This is a genomic window from Bremerella cremea (assembly GCF_039541315.1).
GTDB lineage: Bacteria > Planctomycetota > Planctomycetia > Pirellulales > Pirellulaceae > Bremerella > Bremerella cremea.
The window spans coordinates 202248-224947 of record NZ_BAABFZ010000003.1; the positions used below are offsets into that span (position 1 = coordinate 202248).

22 protein-coding genes are annotated in these 22700 nt (G+C 56.6%); 20 read left to right on the plus strand and 2 right to left on the minus strand.

Going from position 1 to position 22700, the window contains the following annotated elements:
• The first annotated feature begins 205 nt into the window (after positions 1-205).
• The 7 genes from ABD890_RS03090 to ABD890_RS03120 all read left to right on the plus strand — a co-directional run bounded on the left by ABD890_RS03090 (position 206) and on the right by ABD890_RS03120 (position 6923).
• Positions 206-1099, plus strand: a complete 894-nt coding sequence (locus tag ABD890_RS03090) for a methyltransferase domain-containing protein (protein ID WP_345085766.1) — start codon at positions 206-208, stop codon at positions 1097-1099.
• Positions 1100-1301: 202 nt separating this feature from the next.
• Positions 1302-2795: a sensor histidine kinase gene (locus tag ABD890_RS03095; protein WP_345085768.1), complete on the plus strand. Its 1494-nt coding sequence runs from the start codon at positions 1302-1304 to the stop codon at positions 2793-2795.
• A 35-nt stretch (positions 2796-2830) separates the two neighbouring features.
• Positions 2831-3232, plus strand: coding sequence for a response regulator (locus ABD890_RS03100; RefSeq protein WP_345085770.1), 402 nt, complete (start codon positions 2831-2833; stop codon positions 3230-3232).
• Between the two features lie 15 nt (positions 3233-3247).
• Positions 3248-3574, plus strand: coding sequence for an STAS domain-containing protein (locus ABD890_RS03105; RefSeq protein WP_345085772.1), 327 nt, complete (start codon positions 3248-3250; stop codon positions 3572-3574).
• A gap of 20 nt (positions 3575-3594) precedes the next feature.
• Positions 3595-5325, plus strand: coding sequence for a GspE/PulE family protein (locus tag ABD890_RS03110; protein ID WP_345085774.1), 1731 nt, complete (start codon positions 3595-3597; stop codon positions 5323-5325).
• Between the two features lie 18 nt (positions 5326-5343).
• Positions 5344-6543: a type II secretion system F family protein gene (locus ABD890_RS03115; RefSeq protein ID WP_345085776.1), complete on the plus strand. Its 1200-nt coding sequence runs from the start codon at positions 5344-5346 to the stop codon at positions 6541-6543.
• A 200-nt stretch (positions 6544-6743) separates the two neighbouring features.
• Positions 6744-6923, plus strand: a complete 180-nt coding sequence (locus tag ABD890_RS03120; protein ID WP_345085778.1) for a hypothetical protein — start codon at positions 6744-6746, stop codon at positions 6921-6923.
• A gap of 4 nt (positions 6924-6927) precedes the next feature.
• On the opposite strand, the gene ABD890_RS03125 is transcribed toward ABD890_RS03120, so the two are convergent.
• The gene (locus ABD890_RS03125; RefSeq protein ID WP_345085780.1) at positions 6928-8613 is read right to left on the minus strand and encodes an ABC1 kinase family protein; all 1686 of its coding nucleotides are present in this window, start codon (positions 8611-8613) and stop codon (positions 6928-6930) included.
• A gap of 249 nt (positions 8614-8862) precedes the next feature.
• On the opposite strand from ABD890_RS03125, the gene ABD890_RS03130 reads away from it, so the two are divergent.
• Together ABD890_RS03130 and ABD890_RS03135 are read left to right on the plus strand one after the other, a co-directional pair.
• Positions 8863-10122, plus strand: coding sequence for an outer membrane protein assembly factor BamB family protein (locus ABD890_RS03130; protein ID WP_345085782.1), 1260 nt, complete (start codon positions 8863-8865; stop codon positions 10120-10122).
• Positions 10123-10275: 153 nt separating this feature from the next.
• The gene (locus tag ABD890_RS03135) at positions 10276-11205 is read left to right on the plus strand and encodes a hypothetical protein (protein WP_345085784.1); all 930 of its coding nucleotides are present in this window, start codon (positions 10276-10278) and stop codon (positions 11203-11205) included.
• A 7-nt stretch (positions 11206-11212) separates the two neighbouring features.
• On the opposite strand, the gene ABD890_RS03140 is transcribed toward ABD890_RS03135, so the two are convergent.
• Positions 11213-11644, minus strand: a complete 432-nt coding sequence (locus ABD890_RS03140) for a ComEA family DNA-binding protein (RefSeq protein WP_345085786.1) — start codon at positions 11642-11644, stop codon at positions 11213-11215.
• A gap of 106 nt (positions 11645-11750) precedes the next feature.
• Here ABD890_RS03140 and nadC point away from each other — a divergent pair, with 106 nt between their 5' ends.
• The 11 genes from nadC to ABD890_RS03195 all read left to right on the plus strand — a co-directional run bounded on the left by nadC (position 11751) and on the right by ABD890_RS03195 (position 22690).
• Entirely contained in the window at positions 11751-12674 is a 924-nt protein-coding gene (gene nadC, locus ABD890_RS03145) for a carboxylating nicotinate-nucleotide diphosphorylase (RefSeq protein WP_345085788.1), read from the plus strand.
• A 188-nt stretch (positions 12675-12862) separates the two neighbouring features.
• Entirely contained in the window at positions 12863-13477 is a 615-nt protein-coding gene (locus tag ABD890_RS03150) for a type IV pilus modification PilV family protein (RefSeq protein ID WP_345085790.1), read from the plus strand.
• Positions 13470-14261, plus strand: a complete 792-nt coding sequence (locus ABD890_RS03155; protein WP_345085792.1) for a PilW family protein — start codon at positions 13470-13472, stop codon at positions 14259-14261. Before ABD890_RS03150 ends, ABD890_RS03155 begins: the two co-directional genes overlap by 8 nt.
• A complete protein-coding gene (locus ABD890_RS03160) occupies positions 14258-16465 on the plus strand; it encodes a LamG-like jellyroll fold domain-containing protein (protein WP_345085794.1) in 2208 nt (735 codons plus the stop codon). The genes ABD890_RS03155 and ABD890_RS03160 overlap by 4 nt, the downstream gene beginning before the upstream one ends.
• Before the next feature lie 21 nt (positions 16466-16486).
• Positions 16487-16729: a hypothetical protein gene (locus ABD890_RS03165; RefSeq protein WP_345085796.1), complete on the plus strand. Its 243-nt coding sequence runs from the start codon at positions 16487-16489 to the stop codon at positions 16727-16729.
• A gap of 7 nt (positions 16730-16736) precedes the next feature.
• Complete coding sequence (locus ABD890_RS03170) at positions 16737-17363, plus strand: pilus assembly FimT family protein (protein ID WP_345085798.1); 627 nt, start codon at positions 16737-16739, stop codon at positions 17361-17363.
• A 65-nt stretch (positions 17364-17428) separates the two neighbouring features.
• Positions 17429-18496 carry a pilus assembly protein PilM gene (pilM, locus tag ABD890_RS03175; RefSeq protein WP_345085800.1) on the plus strand — a complete coding sequence of 356 codons (1068 nt, stop codon included), beginning with the start codon at positions 17429-17431 and terminating at the stop codon, positions 18494-18496.
• Positions 18493-19224, plus strand: a complete 732-nt coding sequence (locus ABD890_RS03180) for a hypothetical protein (RefSeq protein ID WP_345085802.1) — start codon at positions 18493-18495, stop codon at positions 19222-19224. The genes pilM and ABD890_RS03180 overlap by 4 nt, the downstream gene beginning before the upstream one ends.
• 2 nt (positions 19225-19226) lie before the next feature.
• Positions 19227-19769 carry a type 4a pilus biogenesis protein PilO gene (gene pilO, locus ABD890_RS03185; RefSeq protein WP_345085804.1) on the plus strand — a complete coding sequence of 181 codons (543 nt, stop codon included), beginning with the start codon at positions 19227-19229 and terminating at the stop codon, positions 19767-19769.
• A 61-nt stretch (positions 19770-19830) separates the two neighbouring features.
• Positions 19831-20499 carry a hypothetical protein gene (locus ABD890_RS03190; RefSeq protein WP_345085806.1) on the plus strand — a complete coding sequence of 223 codons (669 nt, stop codon included), beginning with the start codon at positions 19831-19833 and terminating at the stop codon, positions 20497-20499.
• Positions 20500-20524: 25 nt separating this feature from the next.
• Positions 20525-22690 carry a type II secretion system protein GspD gene (locus ABD890_RS03195; RefSeq protein ID WP_345085809.1) on the plus strand — a complete coding sequence of 722 codons (2166 nt, stop codon included), beginning with the start codon at positions 20525-20527 and terminating at the stop codon, positions 22688-22690.
• Positions 22691-22700: the final 10 nt, after the last annotated feature.

Here is a 22700-nt window from a genome sequence, read left to right on the forward strand (position 1 = left end):
GGTAAAACCTGTGCTTCCTGATAGCATATGCAGGTAGCTGTTGGTCCATTTTCAGCCCTTGTTTTCCGTCTGTTCCCTCTTTGCGGCCCTCTCGGCACCATGTGACTAACCTGTCCAACCCTTGCAATTCTGCCTTGCAGCAAGCAGCGATGCCTAATACTATCGCCCACCGCAACTCTTCCGCGAACGAAAGGAATCGATCGAAGTGAGCTCTCCCGAAGTCCTAGGCCAGTTTATTCCGCTGCACTATCACTACGACATGCTCCGCGACAACTACCGGATGACGTCGTTTCAGCAGGCGATCGCCGCGACCGTTCAGCCAGGCATGACCGTTGTCGACCTGGGTGGTGGCACCGGCGTGCTTTCGTATTTCGCTGCGATGCAGGGAGCCCACGTCTATTACGTCGAGCGCAATCCCGAGCTGGTCGAAGTCGCCAAACGCTTTCTGACGATGAACAAAGTCAGCGATCGCGTGACCATCGTGCACGAAGACGCCGCCAAATTTGTGCCGCCGGTTCCCGTCGATGTGGTGACCTGCGAGATGCTGCATGTGGGGCTCGTACGGGAAAAACAGACGCTCGTGATCGAGCAGTTCAAGCAGAATTACGTCCAGGCTCACGGCACGAAGTTACCTCGCTTCATCCCGGAAGCTTCGCTGCTGGCAATCCAACCGGTAATGCAAGCATACGAATTCGCTGGTTTCCATGCCCCGGTTCCGCTGTTTCAGCCACCGGTAGCGACCGTCGACGGAACGACCGAGCTCGGTCTGCCAGCGATCTATTCGACCATCGTCTACGACGAAGCGTACCCACAACGGATCGACTGGAAGGGTGTGCTGACCATGCAATCTGCCGGGACGCTGAATGGCTGGCGCGTCGTCACCAAGAACGTCCTAGCCGTGCTGGTCGAAGAGCAATCCGAAATCTGCTGGCACAATCAGTACCTGGTGGTCCCCATCGCCCAGCCGCTGGAAGTCAATGTCGGCGATCGGATTGAAGTCGCGCTGAACTATGAATTTTGCACAGAACTCTCCCACATCTGGGATGGTATCTCGCAGCGAGTCTGCCCGAATTCGCTCACGAAACGTCTCGCAGCATAGGTCAGCGTTCGCCTGATTCCGGTTGTGACGATTGTGTGCTCCGTAGGCATCGCCCCATGTGATGCTGGGTGAATGGACTTCGTGTTGATCTGACCTAGGTTTTTTTAGCTTTCCCGTCCCCTCGGCCTCCGAACCTGTTATATGCAGCGGCCCAGGGTGACACCGGACTTGTGCTGAAACCTATTGCAGATTGACGTGAACCATGCCCGTTAACCGATCCGGAGCCTCATCCGTATTTGCCTGGCTATGCCCGATTGTGCTTGTCATTGCTCTGGCTGCCACCGGCGTCATGCTGGTGCTTTACGGCACCACCGCACCTTATGCCGCGTACATCTCGATGGCCGGCATGGCCGTGGCGTTGGTCCTGGGAGGTCTCTATCAAGCCTCCAACGTTCAGGTTTCGCGCAGTCTACTTACGCAATTGGCGAAGCTCTCTTCGCTGCAAAACGAATACATCGAGCCCGAGCAGTTCGAACAGCAGCTCCATCAAAGCAAGCTTCCGCCTCAAGCTCGGCGGATGATCCTCGAGATCTATCAGACCCTGGAAAGCGACCAGGATTCGATCGGCGCCCTACAGCAGAAGTCGGCCCGTAGCGAGGTTCGTGCCCATCTGGCCGAATCGCGCGTTTCAGAGATCAACTGCGTCATCGAAGGCCTGACCGAGCCGGTCATTATGGTCGACCAATATGGCGAGCTGGCCCTGATAAACCCAGCCGCGGTCACGCTGATGGGTATGCAGGATGTTGCTGTCGGTACCCGTATCGACGATGCCTTGCCGTGCGATTCGATCGTTCAACTGCTCAACGAAACACGTCGTCGCAAGCTGAAATCGAGCCGCGTCGCCGAGATCGAACTGGCAGATCCTGCCGGCGAGAAGCATTGGTACCGCATTACCGTCAATACGGTAGCCGACGACGACAACGAATCTGGCGGTGAGTCGAATTTCGGTGCCGTCGCCGTCATGCGAGACATCAGCGGATACAAAGCAATCCAACGCCGCAATGCGGAATTCGTTTCGGCAGTTAGCCACGAAATGAAAACGCCTCTGGCCGGCATCAAGGCCTACACCGAACTGCTCGCCGATGGCGAAGCGGAAGATGAAGAAACCCGGGACGAGTTCCTCGGAGTCATCAGCGGCCAGGCCGATCGCCTGCAACGCTTGATCGACAACCTGTTGAACTTGGCACGAATCGAAGCCGGCGTGGTCAGTGTCAGCAAGAAGCCACGTTCGCTGAACGATCTGCTGGACGAAGCCGCCGCGATCGTGCAGCCGACCGCCGAACAGAAGAACATCACGCTGAACGTCGAGCTTAGCCCGATGTATCTCGGCGTGCTGGCCGATCGCGACATGATCCTACAGGCCGCGATCAACCTGCTTTCAAATGCTATCAAATACACACCCGATGGCGGCAAGGTCACGTTGCGAAGCCGTCTGTCCGACCGGGAAGTTCACTTCGAGGTGGAAGATACCGGCGTCGGTCTGAGCCCAGAAGACTGTGAAATGGTCTTCGAGAAGTTCTATCGCGTCAAGAAAGACCAGAAGATGGCCTCCGGCACCGGTCTTGGCCTGCCGCTGGCAAAACACATTGTCGAAGACGTGCATGGCGGCACGCTGACGGTGAAAAGTGAATTGAACCATGGCAGCACCTTTATGATCGCGTTGCCAACCGTTCAAGTGATCGAGCATGCAAGTTAGCACTCGATCCGAATCAACCTAAAGGAGCCAAAGCGATGGCAACAAAAGTTCTGATTGCCGACGACGAAATGCATATTCTGCGAGCCGCCGAGTTCAAACTGAAACGAAGTGGCTTCGACGTGACCTGTGTCGAAGACGGTCAGGAAGCCTGGGAAGCGATCCAGGTTGAACGCCCCGACATCTTGATCACCGACTTCCATATGCCACGCATGGATGGCTTGATGCTGTGCCGTACGGTTCGATCCAACGAATCGACCGCCACGCTGCCGATCATCATGCTGACCGCCAAAGGCTTCGACCTTTCCGGGGACGATGGCACGTCGGAACTCGGCATCGCGGCGGTGCTGGCCAAGCCATTCAGCCCACGCGGCCTGGTGCAGTGCATTCAAGAGGTACTGGAAACCGGCACCTATGTTCCCAACGTCGCGACCTTTTAGCGAACGACTTTCCCTATGAACCTGTCGACTGAAATCTTTGGTGCCGTCATGGTGATCCACACTCCGGAAGAGCTCGGAGAGGATCAAGCGGACAACGTGCGCGACTTCCTGCAGACGCGAGAACGCAACAAGCTGATTCTCGATCTCGACGGAACCGAAACGATCGACAGTGTAGGCCTGGAGACGCTGCTGGACGTCCAGGACCTCATGCGTGAACGAGGTGGTGACTTGCGGATTGCCACCACCAATCATGCCAATCGTAAGATCCTGGAAATCACTCGCCTCGATTCGATGCTCGAAGTTTTCGATAGCGTCATCGATGCGGTAAAGAGCTACGCCTGATCCGTGCTGAAAGGATGCCCATGGAATCGATGATGAACACAACGACGAGTGCACCGCCACGGCTGGGTAATTTGCTCATTCGCCGCGGCTACGTCACCATCGAACAGCTGGAGCAAGCCCTCGCTTATCAAAAAGTGAAAGGGCGCGGTAAGCTGCTGGGCGAAATCCTGGTCGAGCTCGACTTCTGCTCGGAAGATCACGTGATCGAGTGTCTGGCGACCGAATATGGTGTGCCGCATGCACGTCTGGAAGCTCGCTTGTACGATCCGAAGGTGGTCGACCTGCTTCCTCGCGAATACATCGAGAAGCATGGCATCTTTCCGCTCTTCAAGATTCGAGGCGTGCTGAGTGTCGCCATCTCGGAACTTTCGAACCTCTTCTTGATCGAAGAAATTAAAAACCAAACCGGTCTGCAGGTGCAGATCGTGGCGGCGTCGACCAAAGACATTCGCCGGATGATCTCGCAGTTGCCTGACTCGCGAGTGTTCGTCATCGACGACATCATCGAAGACAGCAACGAAACCGAAGTCACGCTGATCGAAGATGCGATCGAAGACATCGGTGACGTCGAAGAGATCGCCGGCCAGTCGCCGGTGATCCGCCTGGTGAACTACATCGTCTACAACGCGGTGAAAGAAGGAGCGAGCGATATTCATATCGAGCCGGCCGAACGCTGCATGCGGGTTCGCTACCGTATCGATGGTCGCTTGCACAAATCGCTCGAAGTTCCGATCCATCTTTTGAACGCGGTCAGCAGCCGTATCAAGATTATGGCCGGGCTCGACATCAGCGAACGTCGTTTGCCACAAGATGGCCGCGTGAACGTGATGCTCGATTCTCGCAAGATCGACCTTCGTGTGAGTACCTTCCCAGGCAACCGTGGCGAGAAGACGGTGATTCGTGTTCTCGATACCAAGAAGGTCACGCTCGTCCTGAAGAACCTCGGCTTCGCCGAAGACATTCTCACTCGGTTGACGGCCAACGTGCATGCCCCCAACGGCATCGTCCTGGTGACTGGGCCAACGGGTAGCGGTAAGTCGACGACTCTCTACGCGGCGCTCAACGAAATCGCCACGATGGAAAATAACGTCTGCACGGTCGAAGACCCGATCGAATACCACTTGCCGTTGATCAATCAGTTTCAGGTCCAAGAGCGTGTCGGACTGACCTTCTCGGTCGCTTTGCGAACCCTCCTTCGCCAAGACCCTGACGTGATCATGGTGGGTGAAATTCGTGACGAAGAAACGGGACGCACCGCGATTCAGGCCGCACTCACTGGTCACCTTGTGCTCAGTACGCTTCACACGAACAACGCGTTGTCTGCCGTCACGCGACTGGTGAACATGGGCGTCGAGCCTTACCTGATCGGTGCCGCCCTCAACATGGTGCTGGCCCAGCGACTGGTTCGCCGTATCTGCCCTAAGTGCAGCGAAGCTTACGAACCAGATCGCAACTTGCGTCGTGCCTTGGAACGCATGGGCTACGACATCGACTCGTTCCGCCGCGGTGTTGGTTGTCGCGCTTGCCGCAACACCGGCTACAGCGGGCGTATTGGTGTTCACGAACTGCTTACCATTTCGGACGAGCTGCGCGATGCCATCGTCAATGGAGCCTCGCTGGCCGACATGCGCAAGATCGCGACCGCGAATAACTCGATGATCGGGATGCAACTGGATGGCTACCGCAAGGTGAAAGAGGGAATCACAACGATTGAAGAAGTGATCCACGCGACGGGAGATATCGTTTACTAACGTCTAACGAGCCAAGCCATGCAAACCTTCGCCTACCAAGCCAAAGACAAACTCGGCAACCTGCACGACAGCTCGATCGATGCTGATAGCATTGACGAAGCCCGCGCCGTGCTGGCCAGCGATGGCTTGCAGGTGATCTCTCTGGAAGAAGAGGGGGGCGGACTCAGTCTATCGCTGGGTGGCAATCGCATCTCGCGGAACGACATCATTTATATGACAAGCCAGTTGTCGGTGATGATCGAAACGGGCATCAACCTTTCAACCGCCTTATCCGGGATCGCTTCGCAGGAAAAGAACGAAGCGCTCAAGAAGCTAATCCTCGACGTGAAAAAAGAAGTGGAAGGGGGTGAAGACTTCTCGACCGTGCTGGCACGTTACCCAAAGTACTTCGACCAGACCTACGTCGCCTTGATCCGGGCCAGTGAACAAACTGGCTTGATGGGTGAGATGCTCGAGAAGATCGCGCTCTATCTCCGCAAAGAAGCTGAAACCCGTGGTAAGATCCGCGCGGCACTTGCTTACCCATGCGTGATGATTGTGCTGGCATGCAGCGTGACGATCTTTCTGCTGACGTTCGTGCTGCCAAAGTTCGAGCCGCTCTTCAACCGCAAAGGGGTGAAGCTTCCTGGCCCAACGATCTTCATGATGGCTGCCTCGGACTTTCTGCTGAATTATTGGATGTACTGGTTGCCAACATTGATTGCCCTTGTGGTCGCATTCCTGTTCTTCCGCCGCAGCGAAACAGGACGAAAGTTCATCGACGGGGCCAAGCTGAACATTCCGATCATTGGTCCGATGATCCGCAAGGTGACCATCGCGCGAAGTCTCAACACGTTGGGAACCCTCGTTCGCAGCGATGTGCCGATGCTGCAGTCGTTGGAACTGACATCGCAGGTCTGCAACAACTCGAAGTACTCGCAGCTATGGCTGAACGTGATCGATTCCGTCACGTCAGGCAGCCAGATCCATGAATGCTTGCGAAAGAGTCAGCTCATTCCGGCAACCATCATTCAGATGATTGCCGCCGGCGAAGAAACCGGGCGACTGGACGACGTGCTGGAAAAAGTAAGCTCTCACTACGAGCACGACGTCGATCTCTCGATCAAGACGACTACCAGCCTGATCGAACCGATCATGATCGCCGTGATGGGGGTCGTGGTGGGTGGGATCGCGCTGGCACTGCTGATGCCGATCTTCTCGCTCAGCCGGAACGTCTAAACGCGCAGGCGATGCCAGCACGCGTGCACTTGCCTGGGGGTATCCGAGCAGGCTCGGTGCAGGAACAGCCACCGCGACCGTTACAGTTTAACATTCGGCCCCTGCTGCCAGCATCGCAGGGTCAATTTCAGGATGGAGAACGATCGTAGCGAATCCGATCTCTTTAGGGTCGAAGCCATTTCCTCAAGCAGGACCCATCCATGAGCACATCGGTTCGAATTGCGAACGTCGTCGACGAGCTTTGTCGCCGCCAAGATCAAGTTCTCCTGGAACTCGACAGCCTCGATCGTCGCATCGAACAGGTTCTTAAATCTCTCGCTCCCCAGCCGGAAGTCATTCCGATTCCGGTCGTCGCTCAACCGGAACGCAAAGCGGCTTAGGCTGCTACTCTCGATCGAGCTTCCCGGAACGATTGATCGCCATCACCAGGCGAAATCCGAGGGCAAAGCTGATTACCAGCCCCAACGCTCCGGGAATCGAAATGTTCTTCATCTGCAGGAACGTTTCTTCCTTGAAGAGCAGGGGAGGGACATCCGAGCTGAGCATCTGCGACGAGCCCATGAACAGTGCGGCCGTCATGATCCCCATCACCATTCGGTTGACCGACGGTTCGAGACGCCGGTGATCGAGGTGAATGTCGAACTTGCCGACCCGAACCAGCTCTAAGATTTCGCTGATTCGCCGCGGCATCACTTCCGCCAGGCGTTCCAGTTCGTTGTACATTCGCCACAGCTTTCGCAGCCGTCGTGAAGGCGAGAAACGCTTCATCATGATGCGGCGTCGATGCTTCTGAAATAGCTCTCCCAGACTGAACTGCGGGTTGAGCATTCGTCCGGTGCCATCCAGCATCATCATGGTCTTCAGCAACATGGTGACCTGAGGAGGCAACTGAATCCGATAGTTCCGCACGATCTTGAACATCTCGTTGACGGCATCGGCGAAGTTCAAGCCGTCGAGCTGCTGATTGGCGAAGTCGGAAACATAGTCGTTCGCATCGCGGCGCAAAGCTCGTTCGTCCAGGTCTGGCGGCGTGCTGCCGATCCGCATGATCGTCGCGGTCAGCAGGTCGGCGTCGCGACTGGTGATCCCCATCAGCAGGTCTTCGATATCTTCCCGCAGGCGATCGTCGATACGGCCCACCATGCCGAAATCGATCAGCCCGATCACATCCCCTGGCAGCAGAATCAAGTTGCCGGGGTGAGGATCGGCATGATAGAAGCCGGTGTCGAAGATCATGTGCATGTACAGTTCAGCACCGCGCCGGGCGACTTCGCTCTGGTCGATCCCAGATGCCAGCATCTTGTCGGTTTCGGCCAACTTGATGCCTTCGATGTATTCCATCGTCAAGACGCGCGGCGTGCAAAGGTCGGGGTAGACCGTCGGAATCCGTACCGTTTCGTTGTGCTCGAAGGCGGCTTCAAACTGCAGAATATTTCGTTCTTCGCGGCCAAAGTCGAGTTCGCGGCGGAGGGCTCGCTGAAACTCGGCCACGGTTGCCTTGGGGTGATAATCGCGGAATTCCGGAACGTTCTCGGCGAGTGCCGCCAGGCCGGTCAGGATCTCCAGGTCTTCGGTCACGGTCTTCTCGATCCCGTGATGTTGCACCTTCACAACGACCTTCTCGCCGGTGAAGAGCCGGGCCAGGTGAACCTGACCAATCGAAGCAGACGCCAAAGCTTTGTCTTCAAACGTCGAAAACAACTGCTCGATCGGCTGGCCTAGTTCGGCTTCGATCAGCTTGCGAACTTGCTCCGGCGGATCGGCCGGGACGTCGGCTTGCAGACGTTTCAGTTCTTCCGCCAGGTCGACGCCGACAATATCGGGTCGGGTACTCAGGATCTGGCCAAGCTTGATGAAGGTCGGACCGAGGTCCTCGAGTGCCATCCGAATGCGTGCTTCGCGCGTATAGCGTGCCAGCACTTCGCCATCTTTATCCTTCAGGAACCCTTTGGCGAAATCGAGTTGAAAACGTTGGATCCAATCCGCCAGCCCATACCGGCTGAGCACCGAGAGGATCTCGGTCCAGCGATTTACATTGCGATAAAGCTGGGGAATGTTGGTCAGTCTCATGAATCTTCTCAAAGGAGTTGTTTTCACTCACTTTATTTTAGTTCAGGCAACTTCGGACCTGCGAACGACGCAAACTCTTGACCGCCTTAACATAATGCCGCAAACTTTCCCTGTCCGCACTTCCCGGGCCAAAATCTTGAGGTCTGATGTAAGTCGTTCCGATTCGGCCAATTTTTTGGACGAATCGCCCTTATAATACGGGAAAACCTACCCCAGCCCGTCCCATTGGATTCTGACGGAACTTCATCCATGAAAACGATCCCGCCCACGCTGTTTCTTCTCTTTACCATCATCGCCGCTCCTGCCTTGGCCGAAAACTGGCCATCGTGGCGAGGCCCTGAAAATCAAGGCATCAGTTCCGAAACGAACGTCCCGGTCGAATGGGGCACTGAAAAGAACATTGCCTGGCGATTGCCATTGCCAGGCGCCGCTGGTTCGACCCCGGTCGTTTGGGGAGATAACATCTTCCTGACGTCGGTCGCCGAGAACGACCTGGTGCTGCTATGCATCTCGACCGAAGGGGAAGAGAAATGGCGTCGCAAGCTGGGCAGCGGTAACCGCGATGTCCGCGGCGACGAAGGCAATTCGGCTGCTCCTTCTCCTTCGACCGACGGCGAACATGTGTGGGCGTTTTTCGCGAATGGCTCGCTTGGCTGCTTTGACTTCGAAGGGAACGAGATCTGGCAGATCAACGTTCAAGAGAAGTATGGCAAGTTCGATATCCAGTTCGGCCTGACTAGCACACCGGTCCTGCATGGGGACAAGATCTATTTGCAGTTAATCCACAGCGGCGGAGCCAAGGTGGTCGCACTCGACAAGGCGACCGGCAAAGAAGCCTGGGCAGTCAGCCGTCCGAGCGATGCCCGGCAAGAGTGCGAGCACAGCTATGCTTCGCCGATTGTTTACGACGGCAAAGAAGCGAAGTTCCTGCTAACGCATGGTGCCGACTATTCGATCGCCTATGACCTGGATAGCGGAAAGGAACTGTGGCGTGTCGGCGGACTGCATCCTCCAGGCCGCTATGACGTGACGCTTCGTTTTGTTTCGTCCCCCGTCGCGAAGGATGGCATGGTGATCGTTCCTTCGGCCAAACGAGGGATCACCGTCGCCGTAAAAACAACCGGCGAGGGCAACATCACCGAGAAGCAGGACAACTATTTCTGGACCCATGAAGTGACCCCAGACGTGCCATCGCCGCTGATCGTGGGGGATTACGTCTATCTGTGCCGAGAAAATGGCAACCTAATCGTTCTGGAACGTGAGACCGGCAAGCAGTTGTACGAAGAGCGGACCAACCGTATCCGTCACCGTTCGTCCCCGGTCTTTGCGGAGGGCAAGCTCTATTTGACCGGTCGCGACGGGGTTGTCACTGTGGTGCAAGCAGGCCCAGAATTCAAGATCTTGGCCCAGAACGAGATCGGCGAAGCGATTGCGGCTTCCCCGGTCTTCAGCAATGGTCGAATCTACCTGCGAACCTTCGACGCCCTGTGGGCGATCGGAAGCGAGTAGATTCTTCCCCTGTGCCAATCAACGTCGGTCAGGGGTAGCATGTGCCGGTATTTTCTGAACAATCGTTACCTTAGGGCCGATAAGAGCCCTAAGGGTTCCCCTGATTCGTACGAAATACCACCACCGCCACCAGCTAGCAAAGCCGATCATTCCATGCGTATTTGCTTCGCGTTTCTGTTTGTGTTGTCTCTCTTCACGACGTCGACTGTTTGGGCCCAAAATCCAGTCGTCCCTGGCCAGGGGCAACGGATCTGGTTCGACGACCTGGAAGACGAAGAATGGGAATACACCGACAACCATCCCAAGTCGAGCCACGAACAAGACAACAACGTTCGCCTGCCGGGTGGCATCTCGAAGAACAAGCTGTGGGCGGAAAGCAGCAAGCGTGGTCACCCAGACTACATCCGCCGCGTCGAAACACCTGAAGGTGGAATCCCTGGCAGCAAGGGTGCCTTGCTGATGATGACGCTGCAATCGAACGTTCCGTTTCGTGCCAGCAACGAACTGGGCCAGGACGATCTGATCTGCCGCGTGCCAGGTCGCTACTCGGTGAACCAATATCCAAGCGCCATGACGCGGGTCTACTTGCCACCGTTTGATAAATGGGAGCAGCACGCCGGCGCCGCAACGTTCGGTTTCCGCACCACCGCGATCGGTAGTCGCTCGAAGAAGAAGGGGGGCGGCCTGTTCAGCTACAACTCGACCGAAACGGAAGAGAACTGGCCCGGCATCTTCCTGGAATTCCAGCCAGCCAAACCAGGCTCGGACAAAGAACCAACCGCCCAGTGGATCATCCGTGGTGCACCGCATGGTGACGTACGCGGCCCGAAAGTTACCGCCGAACAACTCGGCTGGTGGACCATCGGCATGTCGTTCACGCCCGATGGCCGGTGCCACTACTTCATGTCGCAAGGTGCCGACGCCCTGACCGGCAAAGACCTGGTCGCTTCGTACTTACCTTACAACTACAAGATCGAATCGGTCAGCGGCATGTTCTTCAACGTCTTCAACTACGACAACGGCAAGAGCTGGTCGACCCCATGGGTGATCGACGATCCTGGCTTCTACGTCGGTCGTCGTTAATCGACCGCTAACTGGCCGGCTGAGCAGAGGCATCCACGGCGATCGCCTCTGCCTGCGGCATTGGTAGCAGAAAGTCTCGCAGCGATTCAACCGTCCGCGGGCCGATGCCCCGGACTCGCTGCAAGTCGGAGTGATCGAGAAAAGGTCCCTGCATTTCTCGCGACTCGACAATTCTCTTGGCCAGCGTCTCGCCAATGCCCGGCAACTGGGCCAGCTCTGGCCAATCGGCCTGATTTAGATCGACCATGAAGGCATAGTTGGCGGCCGGTGCTTCGTCGATATCGATGAATTCCACCGAACGCATCCGCTGCACGCCGTAATAGATGCCACCCAGCGAGACGGCGACGAGCAGGATCGACGCAACCAAAAGCTGGTCGCCACGGCGCAGCACCCACCGCAGAAACAATCGCTCTTTCGGTTTTTGCGTCCGCTTGCCCATGGCACCCCTTGGTGGTCTCGCCTCGATTATCGACAATGAAGCGAGCCGAAGCGAGCGACTTTCCTGCCTCGCCATCCCCATTTTGCCCCGAAAAAGTACGTGATCTATGGCCAAGGAATTTCACCAGGTCGCATGGGACGACCTGATTCAAGACGATTGCCGACAACTTCTGGCACTGGCCGTTCGCGAAGATCTGGGTCGAGAGCACGACTGGTCGACCCTCAGCCTGATTCCCGAATCAGCGACCGGCGAAGTCCACATCGTGGCACGACAGGAAGGGGTTCTCGCCGGCTGCCCGATCGTCCCGCTGATGATCGAAGAACTGGAACTCGAGATCGAAGCGACCTTCCACCGCGAAGACCGCGCTGCGATCGAGCCAGGCGATCGCTTGATCACGCTGAAGGGATGCGTTCGCGATCTGCTGACCACCGAACGGGTCGTGCTGAACTTCCTCGGCCGGATGGTCGGTGTCGCCACGCTGACCCGGACTTACGCTCGCCAGGTGGAAGGGACCAAAGCCAAGGTCTACGACACTCGCAAGACAACGCCGGGCTGGCGCCGTCTTGAGAAGTACGCGGTGAACTGCGGCGGCGGAACGAATCATCGCAATGGCCTATATGAGGCCGTGATGCTGAAAGATAACCACCTGGCCTGGTACACCGAGTCGACCGGCAAGTCGGCGCAACTGGGGGACCTGGTCGGCATTGTTCGCCAGTTTCTGATCGATCAACTGGGCGAGGCCGAAGGCAATCGCCGCATTATCGAAATCGAAGTCGACCGACTCGAACAGCTTCAGCAGGTTCTACCAAGCCAGCCAGATATCGTGCTGTTGGATAACATGGACTGCGAAACCCTGACCGCAGCCGTTCAGCTTCGCGACCAGGTGGCTCCCGAAGTTCAACTGGAAGCCTCCGGCGGCATCAATCTGAAAACGATTCGTGGCATCGCCGAAACGGGCGTCGATCGGATTAGCGTCGGGGCACTGACCCATTCGGCGGTGAACGTCGACCTGGGCTACGACTGGGCTTGATCGGCCTGGATGTTGCATTTTCGCAACATTCCCCCCAACAGCACCTCTCATTTCCCCAATATTCGTCGCTACTGGCAGCGTACGAATTGACGGACCTTCGGGCGAACCTACGTTTTCAGCGGAGCCTGCGCGCTCTGAAAGCCTCCACGGACAATGGGGCTTTCTGAATGCTTTCCTGAAACGTTTCGATGTCTGTTGTGGTTGCCAATTCGATCATTCGCCGGCACGGCTTTTCCCTGGTGGAAGCGGTCGTCGCGATGTCGATCGTTGCGATCGCCAGTAGCGTGCTGCTGTTGGGCGTCGAAGCCACCATTTCTTCCGTGGAAGAGCAGGAAGAAATCACCATCGCCGATGGCATGGCGCGGCAGATGCTCGATGAGATTCAAGGGCAAAGCTGGGTCGATCCGTCGCTTCGTTCGCAGCCGTATCAAACGTCCCTATCGGCTTCGCCCGACGAACGCATTGGCCCCGGCCGCTCCCGTTTCGACGACACCGACGACTACAACGAATACTCTGCTTCGCCGCCAGTTCGGATCGATGGCAAGACGCTTTCGACCTGCGATACCAGTGGCGACACACTTCCGGTTGGTTTCCGGCCTCGCAGCAGCTTTTTGACCAACTGGCGTTGCGAGGTCGAAGTCGCGTATCTCAGCGAGAACAACCATTCCATTCAAGTTGCCGACAATCAACCTACCAACTACCGCGTCTTGATTTGCCGAGTCTATCGCCGAAACCTGGATGGCAACTGGCGGCAGATCGTACAGCGTGAACGTGTTATCTCGTACATCCCAGCTCATGGCTAAGCGTCGTTACAACTCGAAGCCTGGTTTGTCGCTGGCGGAACTGTTGGTCGCCACTGCGGTGATGGGCATTATTTGCCTGTCGTTTGGCTCGCTGGCCATGTCGGTGCAGATGGCGAATGCGTACTCGCAGGAAAAGAACCTGGTGGGACAGCATGCTCGCATCATTCTGCAGCGAATGGAACACGCCATGCAGAGTGCGCACGCAACGGAACAGTTCCCTGGCATCGTGCCGATTCGTTATTACGATTCGATCTACGATTTCCCTCAGGCCGTTGCCATCTGGTCGCCAGAAGGGCTCGCAACTTCCGACTATCCTCAGATCGACGAATTGTTGATCTTCGCTGTCGATCCTGATCAGCCGAACCGCCTACTCGAGATTCGTTCTGGAACCGATCCCGGATCCGCCCCGGCGGCGGGGAGCGATTCTGCCTGGCGAACGCTCATTGAAAGCCTGATCGACGACTCCGATGCCGATGTGATCGAAATCAGCGATCTCGTCCGAGCCGGTCAGCATCAGACGCATTACTACAGCACTCTACGGTTTCGCACGCGTGTCGTTCCGTCCGATGTCGAAATTGCCGAGGCTCGAGCCGGCAGTTCCGATTGGGAAGATCTGCCATGGGCCACCAGCATCTATTCGTCGAAGGCAGGCGTACGGCAGGTCTGGTGCTACTTCGAGTTTCAACTGGTCCCCGACGACAACATCACCCAGCATGGTGCGATGCAGGATGAAGCGGTTCCGTTCTTTGGTTCCTCGGCGATCTATCACCAGGTGACCAAATGACGAATCCTCGCTTCCAACCGAAAAAGATTCGGCGTGATGGTTTCGCCATTGTGATCGTTCTGGCGCTGCTGTCGGTAACGTTGGCGTTGTCGTATTCAATGATGCGTGTTCAATCGACCACGCACCAAATTCAGAGCAATATGAGCCGTCAGGCCGACGCCCGCCAGGCGGCGATCTCTGGCATTTCAGCCGGCGTGCGCGAGATGTACGAGTCGGACTGGGCCGGGATCGATGCCACCCTGGCGATGAGTCTTGGGAGCCATCGTTCGTACGCGGTTCGCTATGAAACGGGCGACCCGTGGCTGCAACCAGGCGATTCCGACTACGCCGAGAAGCCATTCCGCGTGACCGTTATTTCGACTGGGTATGCCTTCGATCCGGTCTCGCCGACGGTTCGCTCTCAGTACACGATCCGAGCCGTTGTTCAATTGGTTCGGCGGAAGCTGCAAACCAATCCTAGTTCCTACCAGGCCGCGACCGGCCACTCGCTGTACAGCTATGGCACCGGCGACTCTCACCTTGAACTTCCCAACCGCGTGCATGGCAAGTCGTTTATTAACGGCACGCTGAACTTGTGCGAAGACTGGCAGAAGACCAACCGGCCATTTTCTGGTTTGATTGATGAAATCGTCATTCATAACCGCGCGATGTCTGGGCTGGAAGTTTATACCATCAACCTAATCGGCAACTTGTCCAGCTCGAGCATGGCAAGCGTGCTGTCGTCCTACGGTATCCGCCACTGGTGGCGATTTAACGAATCCGATTCGACGGCGACCGTTGCGATAGACTCGGTGGGCGGACGCCACGGAACGTATCGCGGAGGTGTCGTTCCTGGCTACGACGTTGGAGGAGGCAATAAGGCGGTTTATCTGGATGGTGTTTCCGGACGCATCGATCTCGGCGGCTTCGACTTGCCCAGCAATACTGACTTCACGATCAATGCCTGGATTGCTCCGACGAGCATGACCGGAACCAATGAAGATGCTCGAATCATCTCGAAAGCTTCTGGCACGGATTCGAATGACCATTGGTGGATGCTAAGCACAACACTTCGTGGTGCAAATGCCTACCCGCGCATTCGTTTGAAGACGACCAGCGATCAATACGAGAAGATCCCCAGTAACGGAAAGATTTACGCCAACCGCTGGATACTGCTCACGGTTACGTTTAATTCCAGTGAAAACTCGCTGAAGATCTACATCAATGGCGTACAAGCCGATTCATGGAAAGTTTATGGAGATGCAAGATCAACCAGTTCCGTGTTGACTTGGATCGGCGACAATCCACCAGGCACGGCTCGATCGCGGTACCTGGAAGACATCGCTTTACTGGCCGCAGCCAGCGACGAAGACTACCGCCCGATGGCGGGCGAGGTCACGTTGTCGAGTGATCGCAACGATATCAGCACCGCGTTGACGCTCAACCGTCAGCTCAACTGCACGACGAACTATCAAGCCACGTCGGCAAGCGCACCGAGCAACACCACCGGCGGAACCGGCTATCGCCTCTTTCCGGGTGGGAAGGAATACACAATCCCCCTGGTCAGTTCTTCGCTGCAGGACGAAACGCTATCACCCGACATCGATACCAATCCGCTCGGTATCTTTCGTGTCCAGGGCTCGGTTACGTTGCAGAACAATGTGAACATCGAGGGAACCCTGATCGCGCAGTACCACGGAAGTGATATCCATTTGCGTGGCTCGAACGTGATGGTGAAGGGGGTCGACCTGCCAGCATTGGACGGGGACGAGACCCGTTACCAGCTTCCGACTTTAATCGCGAACGACGACATCGACGCCGCTCAAGGCACTCAGGTGCAAATCGATGGTGCCATCGCCGCGTTTGGTGACTTCGAGGTCGAACCACTCTACAGCAATGGACAGGTTCAAATCGCCGGCCAGGTTTTCGCCGACGAATTCAAGCTGGAAGCCGGATCGGACTGGTCGTCGTTGGCCTACTATTCGTACTATTACTTCATCAATTTCGTGAATGCCGTGGGCCAGACCAACACGTCGGCGAACTTCGCCACGTGGCTCGATGATATCTGGGTCGGCCGATTGATCGATAAAGTCAAAATCAAACTGCCGGATGAAGTCCCGACGTATCAATGGCTTGATCCAGGCCAGCCGATCTATCAGGTCGGTGATGGCGACGTCGGACTGGTCTGGGAACTGGTCCGCTGGCAAGACGATGGCGGCCGGTAATCCTCTTTGAAAGGTACCGTAATGAACGAATCGCGAAACCGTTGGCAAGTGCTGATTGCTTTCAACGTATTGTGCCTGGCCGTGGGCTGGTGGTACTCGCAGAGCGATGCCGCTCCGCCGGAGCCACGCCAGCCCTTCGCCAACCCGGTTCAGCAGCGAGAACAAATGATTCGTCTGCTGCAGGAATCGAACCAACTTCTGCGCGAACAGAACGAGTTGCTGAAGTCTGGCAAACTGAAGGTCCAAGTAACCGCCGCCAAATAGGCACAAGATGGTCACGCCCAACATAATCCTGAAATACGCTGCACCGACTCGGCCTGACCGAGCCGGGTTTACGTTGATCGAACTGCTGATCACCGTGGCGATTCTCGGCATCTTGGCGGCCGTGGTCATCCCTCAGTTCGGGGCAGCGGCCCCCGACCAGTTACAAGGAGCGGCCCAGATTATCGTGGCCGATCTCGACTACACCCGGTCGCTGGCGATCTCGAACAGTTCGACCTATCGCCTAACCTTCAACGAAGCCCAGAACCAGTATGTTCTGACCCATACAGGGGCGAACAATACACTCGATACGTTGCCCAGCAATCCATTTCGCAAGCCATCCGAAGATCCGACTTCCCTCATCGTCTCGCTGGACGAATTTCCCCAGGTCGGCACACGTGTTTCAATCGTTGCCATCGTTACAGATGAATCGACGCCGGAGGCAGTCACGACGATTGAATTCGACACACTCGGACAGACCACGCGAGAGGAACCTACACTTATCTGGCTTTCCTCCACCGCAGGGACCGAGGAAATCTATTTACCGATCTCGGTGAACCCCGTTACTGGGCTGGCAACCATCGGTGAATTCACGACGCAGGCTCCTAACATACTCGGTGCCGACGGTTCGTCTTGATCCTGGAAGGTTGAACGCGTTTCGGCCAGCCAGAGAGCAGACACCTCTCGGCAATGGCACGACCAATGATTCGGCTTCCACTGTTTCGCTACAATCCGATCGGAATCGACATCGGTTCGAAGAGCATCAAGATGGTGCAGTTTTCGAAGGACTATAAGTCGGTCCAGGAAGCTGCCGTCGTCGACCTGCCTGAAGATATCTCACCCGACAAAGACTTCGATGGCTATCTGGCCGCGTTAGGCCAAACACTTCAGAATGCACGTATCGGCCGCAATTTCCGTGGACACGATGCCATCATATGCATCCACCAGCGAGACCTGTTCTTACATAACATCCGCGTCGGCAAGAGCGACTCGAAAGCCCTGGCCAACATCGTCCATCAAGAGGCCGCCGACCGTATCCCTTATTCGATGATCGACGCCGAAATCCGCTTCCTCGAGTCGGAAGAAATCCGCCAGGGCGAGCAACTGCTGCGAGAAGTGATCATCATGGCCTGCTATCGGCCAAAGCTGGAGGCAATCCTCGATCAATGCGAGAAAAGCGGGTTCCGGCCCGTTTCGGTCGATGTCGAGCCGATGGCAATCCTACGATCATTCACGCGTCAGTATCGCCGTGAAGCAGACGACGAAGATCGCGTTTTGTACATCCATGTCGGCTATACCAATACGTTGGTGATCATCGCCCAAGGGGGCCAGGTGCTGTTTGTGAAGTACATCGATGTCGGCGGTCGCCACTTCGATGAAGCAGTCGCCCGGCAGCTCGACATGAGCCTGACCGATGCGATCAACCTTCGCAAACACAACGCCGACCGCCGTCGAGGCCAACAAACGCCCGAAGTGGAACGCAGCGTGTTGAACGCAATGCGTGACGAACTGGAACGGTTGCAAAACGAACTGGCGATGTGCATTCGTTACCACAGCGTCACCTTCCGCGGCAAACCTCTGGTGCGTGTGGTGCTGTGCGGCGGCGAAGCAACCGAATCGCTACGAAACGAAGTCGAACGCCTTTCGGGCATCGAAACCGTACTCGGCGATCCACTCCGCATTTACGAGTCCACGCAAAGCTTCGGACGACGTAGCCAATGGGACGTCGCCGTCGGGCTTGCAGCTCGCCAAGTGGGAGCCGCCAAATGACCCTGCACGAAATTGAATTTCTACCGAAAAAGTATCGCGAAAAACGGACTCGCAGCTCGAGCAACATCTCGAGACTGGTTTTGGCCGCGGTCGTCGTCGGCGTGATGGTCACCGTCGTGATCTTCCAGCTCGCCAAACTGCATACGCTGAATGTTCAGGTCGCTTCTCTCGACAAGCAGCATGAACGGATCTCGCAGTTGATGCAGGAAGTTGATCGCAAGCGGGCGGAAGTTACGGCACTGCGACATCATGCCAACCTGCTCGCGTTTATGAATCACCCGTATCCGAAGTCGCAAGTGATTGCTTCGATTACCAATCCGCTGCCAGCCGAGATCGTGCTGACTCGCATTCAAATGACGACCCAGCAGACTGGTCAGCCGGTTGTCCGGGGAGCGAAGGAAAAAGGACCGGTCGAGCCGAAAGGCGATCCGCTGAAAGGGGATCTCGAGAAGCTGATCACGGAACTTCGCAACGAACGCTGTTCGATCGAACTGGAAGGAACAACCCGCGACTCGTCGCTGCTTTATCAATTTCTGGCCGATCTCCACCAGTCGGAAGTGGTCGAGTCGGCCAAGATCGAATCGATCGATCCGCACCAAAACCCAGATGGCAGCGAGTCGTCGACCTTCACCGCTCATGTGCGGATCAAGCGTGGCCATTTCGCCGCCTTCGAACACTTGCTGGGCCAAGCTCTCAGTACCGCTAACTCGTCGGAAGGAGCCCTTTAGTCATGAAGATGCCAAAGAGTTCGACACCATGGCTGGTAGCTGGCCTTTGCCTTGTGGCAGCGTTTGCCGTGCTGGTTTATTTACCGATTAGCCGTTCGATCTCGGCCAAACGCGACGCCTTAAACCTGAAGCTATCGCTGGTCGGCCAAGAGCAATCACTGCTAGCCCAAATCGATAAGTACCAGGCCGAAGTGGAAGAGGTGCAAGCGTTCTCGTCGACCTGGCCAGAGGTCACGAATGTGAACTTTGAACTCAGCCAGCTTCTGGGCGAGGTCTCGACTCAAGCCAAACAATCGGGCGCCGATTCATTACGCCTGGAACCAGGCCAAATCGAATCGCTGCAGGCCCTGCAGCGTATTCCGGTTCGACTCGGCTGCAAAGGAACATTCCAAGAGATTCACGACTTGATTCGCCGCATCGAAACCATGCCGCAGCAAATCTGGGTCGAACGCATTGAGCTAGCACCGAGCGACGACACCAACCACGAGCTATCGTGCGAGGTAGAATTTGAGGCTTTTATGGTCTCGGTAAAGAATTCGCATTAGGAAGACTATTCCGTAAACCGATAACACGAAAGACGAGACCCCCTGGTGTCTCGACCGAACCGTGAAATTAAAGAACGTAACCACCCAACTTACCAAAGAAATCAAGCGGAACCCGGGCAAAGCTGCCGTCCTTGGTGGCTTGCTGGCTGTTGCCATCTGGTTCTGGTATCCGCTGATTCAAAAGTGGGTGGGCACCTCGAATAATGTGGCGACTCCTGAAAAGGTCGAGCCGCTGGTGGTGCCCCAGCCAGGCGCATTGACGACGGCCAGTCCGTCAGTCGCTGCGTCCTCCGGCACCGCTAAGAGCAACTGGAAAGAGATCAACGAGCAGATCGCCGCGGATCCATGGATGGAACCAGGAACCCTCAATAGCGAGGGCTTCGATCCGTTCTATCCAACACCGCTGGCCACTTCGGTGACCTCGGCACCAGCCGAACCAGATCAGCCAGGGCAACTTGACGTTTCTCCGGAAGCGGCCGGCCTGGCAGTGACGTCGGTCATTGTCGGCAGCAAGCCGATTGCCCGGATCAATAATCAAAACTATCGCCTAGGCGACAGAGTTAGTGGCGAAGGCCAGGTGGCCACCTTCACGCTGCTTCAGGTTCATCCCTGGGGAGTCACGCTGAGAGGGACCACGCAGAACTACGAGTTGCACTTGGATCAGACCAGCCTACAAGGACGTAGCAAACTGGTCCTGCGAAACGGGACGTTGCTTCCCCCAGAGAACTGAGCTCCGCTATCGACACGGAAGTCGAATGAAGAAACTCCTGATTCTATCGCTGCTGCTCATCAGCACGCTCGGCGGGATTGCCCTGGCAATCTTCCTCGAGTCGTGCGATCTCTCTCAATGGAATCTGCCCACCTTCCTGGCTCAGGCAATTCCGCAACCTGTCGTCGCAGCCGAACCGGAGCCTGCCCCGACGACGCATCTGACTTCCAACGTCAACATCGAAGCACAATCAACGGCCCCGAGCACCATTCCGCTGGAACCCAATTACACCCAGCAGTTTGACCTGGATGCCATCAAAAAGACGCTCGAGCGAGCCGAAGCGACCCAGCAGCAAATGGCTGAACAGCAAAACCGCTCGTGGGATGTCGTCAACAAAGCACTCGACTCGATGAAAGAGGTCGCCACGTCGAAGAACGACCCGACCGGTGCCGCTGCTTCTGCAGTGAACGTTGCTCCGCCTGCACTGCCAGCCGCGACTCCGCCTGTCGAGCCCGCCTACCAGCCTTCACCAGAACCGATCGACTTGCCCAGTCCATCGCAGCCACGCATCATCCCCGACGAAGGGGACGACAAGCTGACGATCGTGATTCAAGACAGCGATATCCGCGAGGTCATTGAACTGCTGAGCGAACAAGGTCAGCTCAATATCTTGCCGAGCCAAAACGTTCAAGGACGTGTTTCCGCATCGCTCACCAAGGTCGATGTTCGCACGGCACTTGCCGCGATCTTGAAATCGACCGGCTACATCATGCATGAAGAAGATGGCTTCATCTTCGTCGGGACCCCGGCGGATATCCAAGGCATGCAGGTTCTGCAGGACAAGATGGGAACGCGAATCTATCGCCTCAAATACATTCAGGCCTCGGAAGTCCAGACCCTGCTGACACCGCTGCTGACTGAAGGTGTTGGCTCGATCAGCATCTCGACCGCCTCGAAGGTCGGCATCGGTGCAGATTCGACCGGCTCAGGCGCGAACGACTACGCCGGCGAAGAAACCGTGATCATTCGCGACTACGAACAAAACCTGAAGAAGATCGATCAGGCCGTTCTCGAACTCGATTGCCGCCCACTGCAGGTAGCTATCGAAGCGATGATCCTGAGCGTTCAACTCGAAGACTCGCTCGACATGGGCGTTAGCTTTGAGGCCCTTCGTCAAAACAACACGATCCGCATCATCTCCGAATTCCCATCGAACACGCTCCCTTCCGTCGACATGGCCGACGGCGGGCTGAAGCTGGGTTACCTCGATGCCAACCTGGCGTTGTTTGTCGAAGCACTGGAAACGATCGGCGAAACCAACGTGATCGCCGCCCCACAGCTTTTGGTGCTCAACAAGCAGCGAGCCGAAGTTCTGATTGGTGAACAAAAGGGCTATATCAGCACGACTGTCACCGAAAGTGCTTCGACGCAAACCGTTGAATTTCTCGACGTCGGTACGCAGCTTCGCTTGCGGCCTTTCATCACCAGCGACGGCATGGTGCGACTCGAAGTGCATCCTGAAATCTCGACCGGCGACGTCCGCGTTGAAGAAGGCCTGACAATTCCGAACAAGAAGGTCACCCAGGTCACCACCAACATCATGTGCCCCGATGGCCGTACGGTCGTCATCGGCGGTCTGATCAAAAGCGATCAAAAGACGAGTGGTTCGCAGATTCCACTGCTGGGCAGCCTGCCAGGCGTAGGCGTGCTGTTTCGCTCGAAGCTGGAAGACCTGGAACGCCAGGAACTGATTGTTCTGATCACGCCCCGCATCGTCGATCCAGGCAACATCCCGCAAGATGGCGAACAAGCACGCGACCTGTTCGAGGTGCAGCATGAATACAGCGCTGACAAGATGAGTCCGCTCAGCAAAGCCCACATCGGCCGAAACTACTACCGCCGAGCGACTGCGGCCTGGGCGACCGGCGATGCTTACTCGGCACTGCGATACGTTAACCTGGCGATCCATTACGACAACACGATCCTGGAAGCAGTCGCCCTTCGCGAGAAGATCGTTGCCCAAACAGGCCTCGGAGATCGCTCGGTTCACACGCACCTGAAGGAAGGCCTCGCCCCGTGGAATCATCCGCACGGCGTCGAGGTTTCGCCATGGCATCTCGATCGGATCGATCCCGCGCCACCGCTCTATCCCGAGCAACTATTTCCTTCGCCAAACCCTGTGATCAATCCTCGGATCGAAGCCCATCAATAGTCGAACTACC

Coding starts and splice junctions, on each gene's coding strand:
- ABD890_RS03095 (WP_345085768.1), top strand. CDS start 1,302: ATGCCCGTTAACCGATCCGGAGCCTCATCCGTATTTGCCTGGCTATGC.
- ABD890_RS03100 (WP_345085770.1), top strand. CDS start 2,831: ATGGCAACAAAAGTTCTGATTGCCGACGACGAAATGCATATTCTGCGA.
- ABD890_RS03105 (WP_345085772.1), top strand. CDS start 3,248: ATGAACCTGTCGACTGAAATCTTTGGTGCCGTCATGGTGATCCACACT.
- ABD890_RS03110 (WP_345085774.1), top strand. CDS start 3,595: ATGGAATCGATGATGAACACAACGACGAGTGCACCGCCACGGCTGGGT.
- ABD890_RS03115 (WP_345085776.1), top strand. CDS start 5,344: ATGCAAACCTTCGCCTACCAAGCCAAAGACAAACTCGGCAACCTGCAC.
- ABD890_RS03120 (WP_345085778.1), top strand. CDS start 6,744: ATGAGCACATCGGTTCGAATTGCGAACGTCGTCGACGAGCTTTGTCGC.
- ABD890_RS03125 (WP_345085780.1), bottom strand. CDS start 8,613: ATGAGACTGACCAACATTCCCCAGCTTTATCGCAATGTAAATCGCTGG.
- ABD890_RS03130 (WP_345085782.1), top strand. CDS start 8,863: ATGAAAACGATCCCGCCCACGCTGTTTCTTCTCTTTACCATCATCGCC.
- ABD890_RS03135 (WP_345085784.1), top strand. CDS start 10,276: ATGCGTATTTGCTTCGCGTTTCTGTTTGTGTTGTCTCTCTTCACGACG.
- ABD890_RS03140 (WP_345085786.1), bottom strand. CDS start 11,644: ATGGGCAAGCGGACGCAAAAACCGAAAGAGCGATTGTTTCTGCGGTGG.
- nadC (WP_345085788.1), top strand. CDS start 11,751: ATGGCCAAGGAATTTCACCAGGTCGCATGGGACGACCTGATTCAAGAC.
- ABD890_RS03150 (WP_345085790.1), top strand. CDS start 12,863: ATGTCTGTTGTGGTTGCCAATTCGATCATTCGCCGGCACGGCTTTTCC.
- ABD890_RS03155 (WP_345085792.1), top strand. CDS start 13,470: ATGGCTAAGCGTCGTTACAACTCGAAGCCTGGTTTGTCGCTGGCGGAA.
- ABD890_RS03160 (WP_345085794.1), top strand. CDS start 14,258: ATGACGAATCCTCGCTTCCAACCGAAAAAGATTCGGCGTGATGGTTTC.
- ABD890_RS03165 (WP_345085796.1), top strand. CDS start 16,487: ATGAACGAATCGCGAAACCGTTGGCAAGTGCTGATTGCTTTCAACGTA.
- ABD890_RS03170 (WP_345085798.1), top strand. CDS start 16,737: ATGGTCACGCCCAACATAATCCTGAAATACGCTGCACCGACTCGGCCT.
- pilM (WP_345085800.1), top strand. CDS start 17,429: ATGATTCGGCTTCCACTGTTTCGCTACAATCCGATCGGAATCGACATC.
- ABD890_RS03180 (WP_345085802.1), top strand. CDS start 18,493: ATGACCCTGCACGAAATTGAATTTCTACCGAAAAAGTATCGCGAAAAA.
- pilO (WP_345085804.1), top strand. CDS start 19,227: ATGAAGATGCCAAAGAGTTCGACACCATGGCTGGTAGCTGGCCTTTGC.
- ABD890_RS03195 (WP_345085809.1), top strand. CDS start 20,525: ATGAAGAAACTCCTGATTCTATCGCTGCTGCTCATCAGCACGCTCGGC.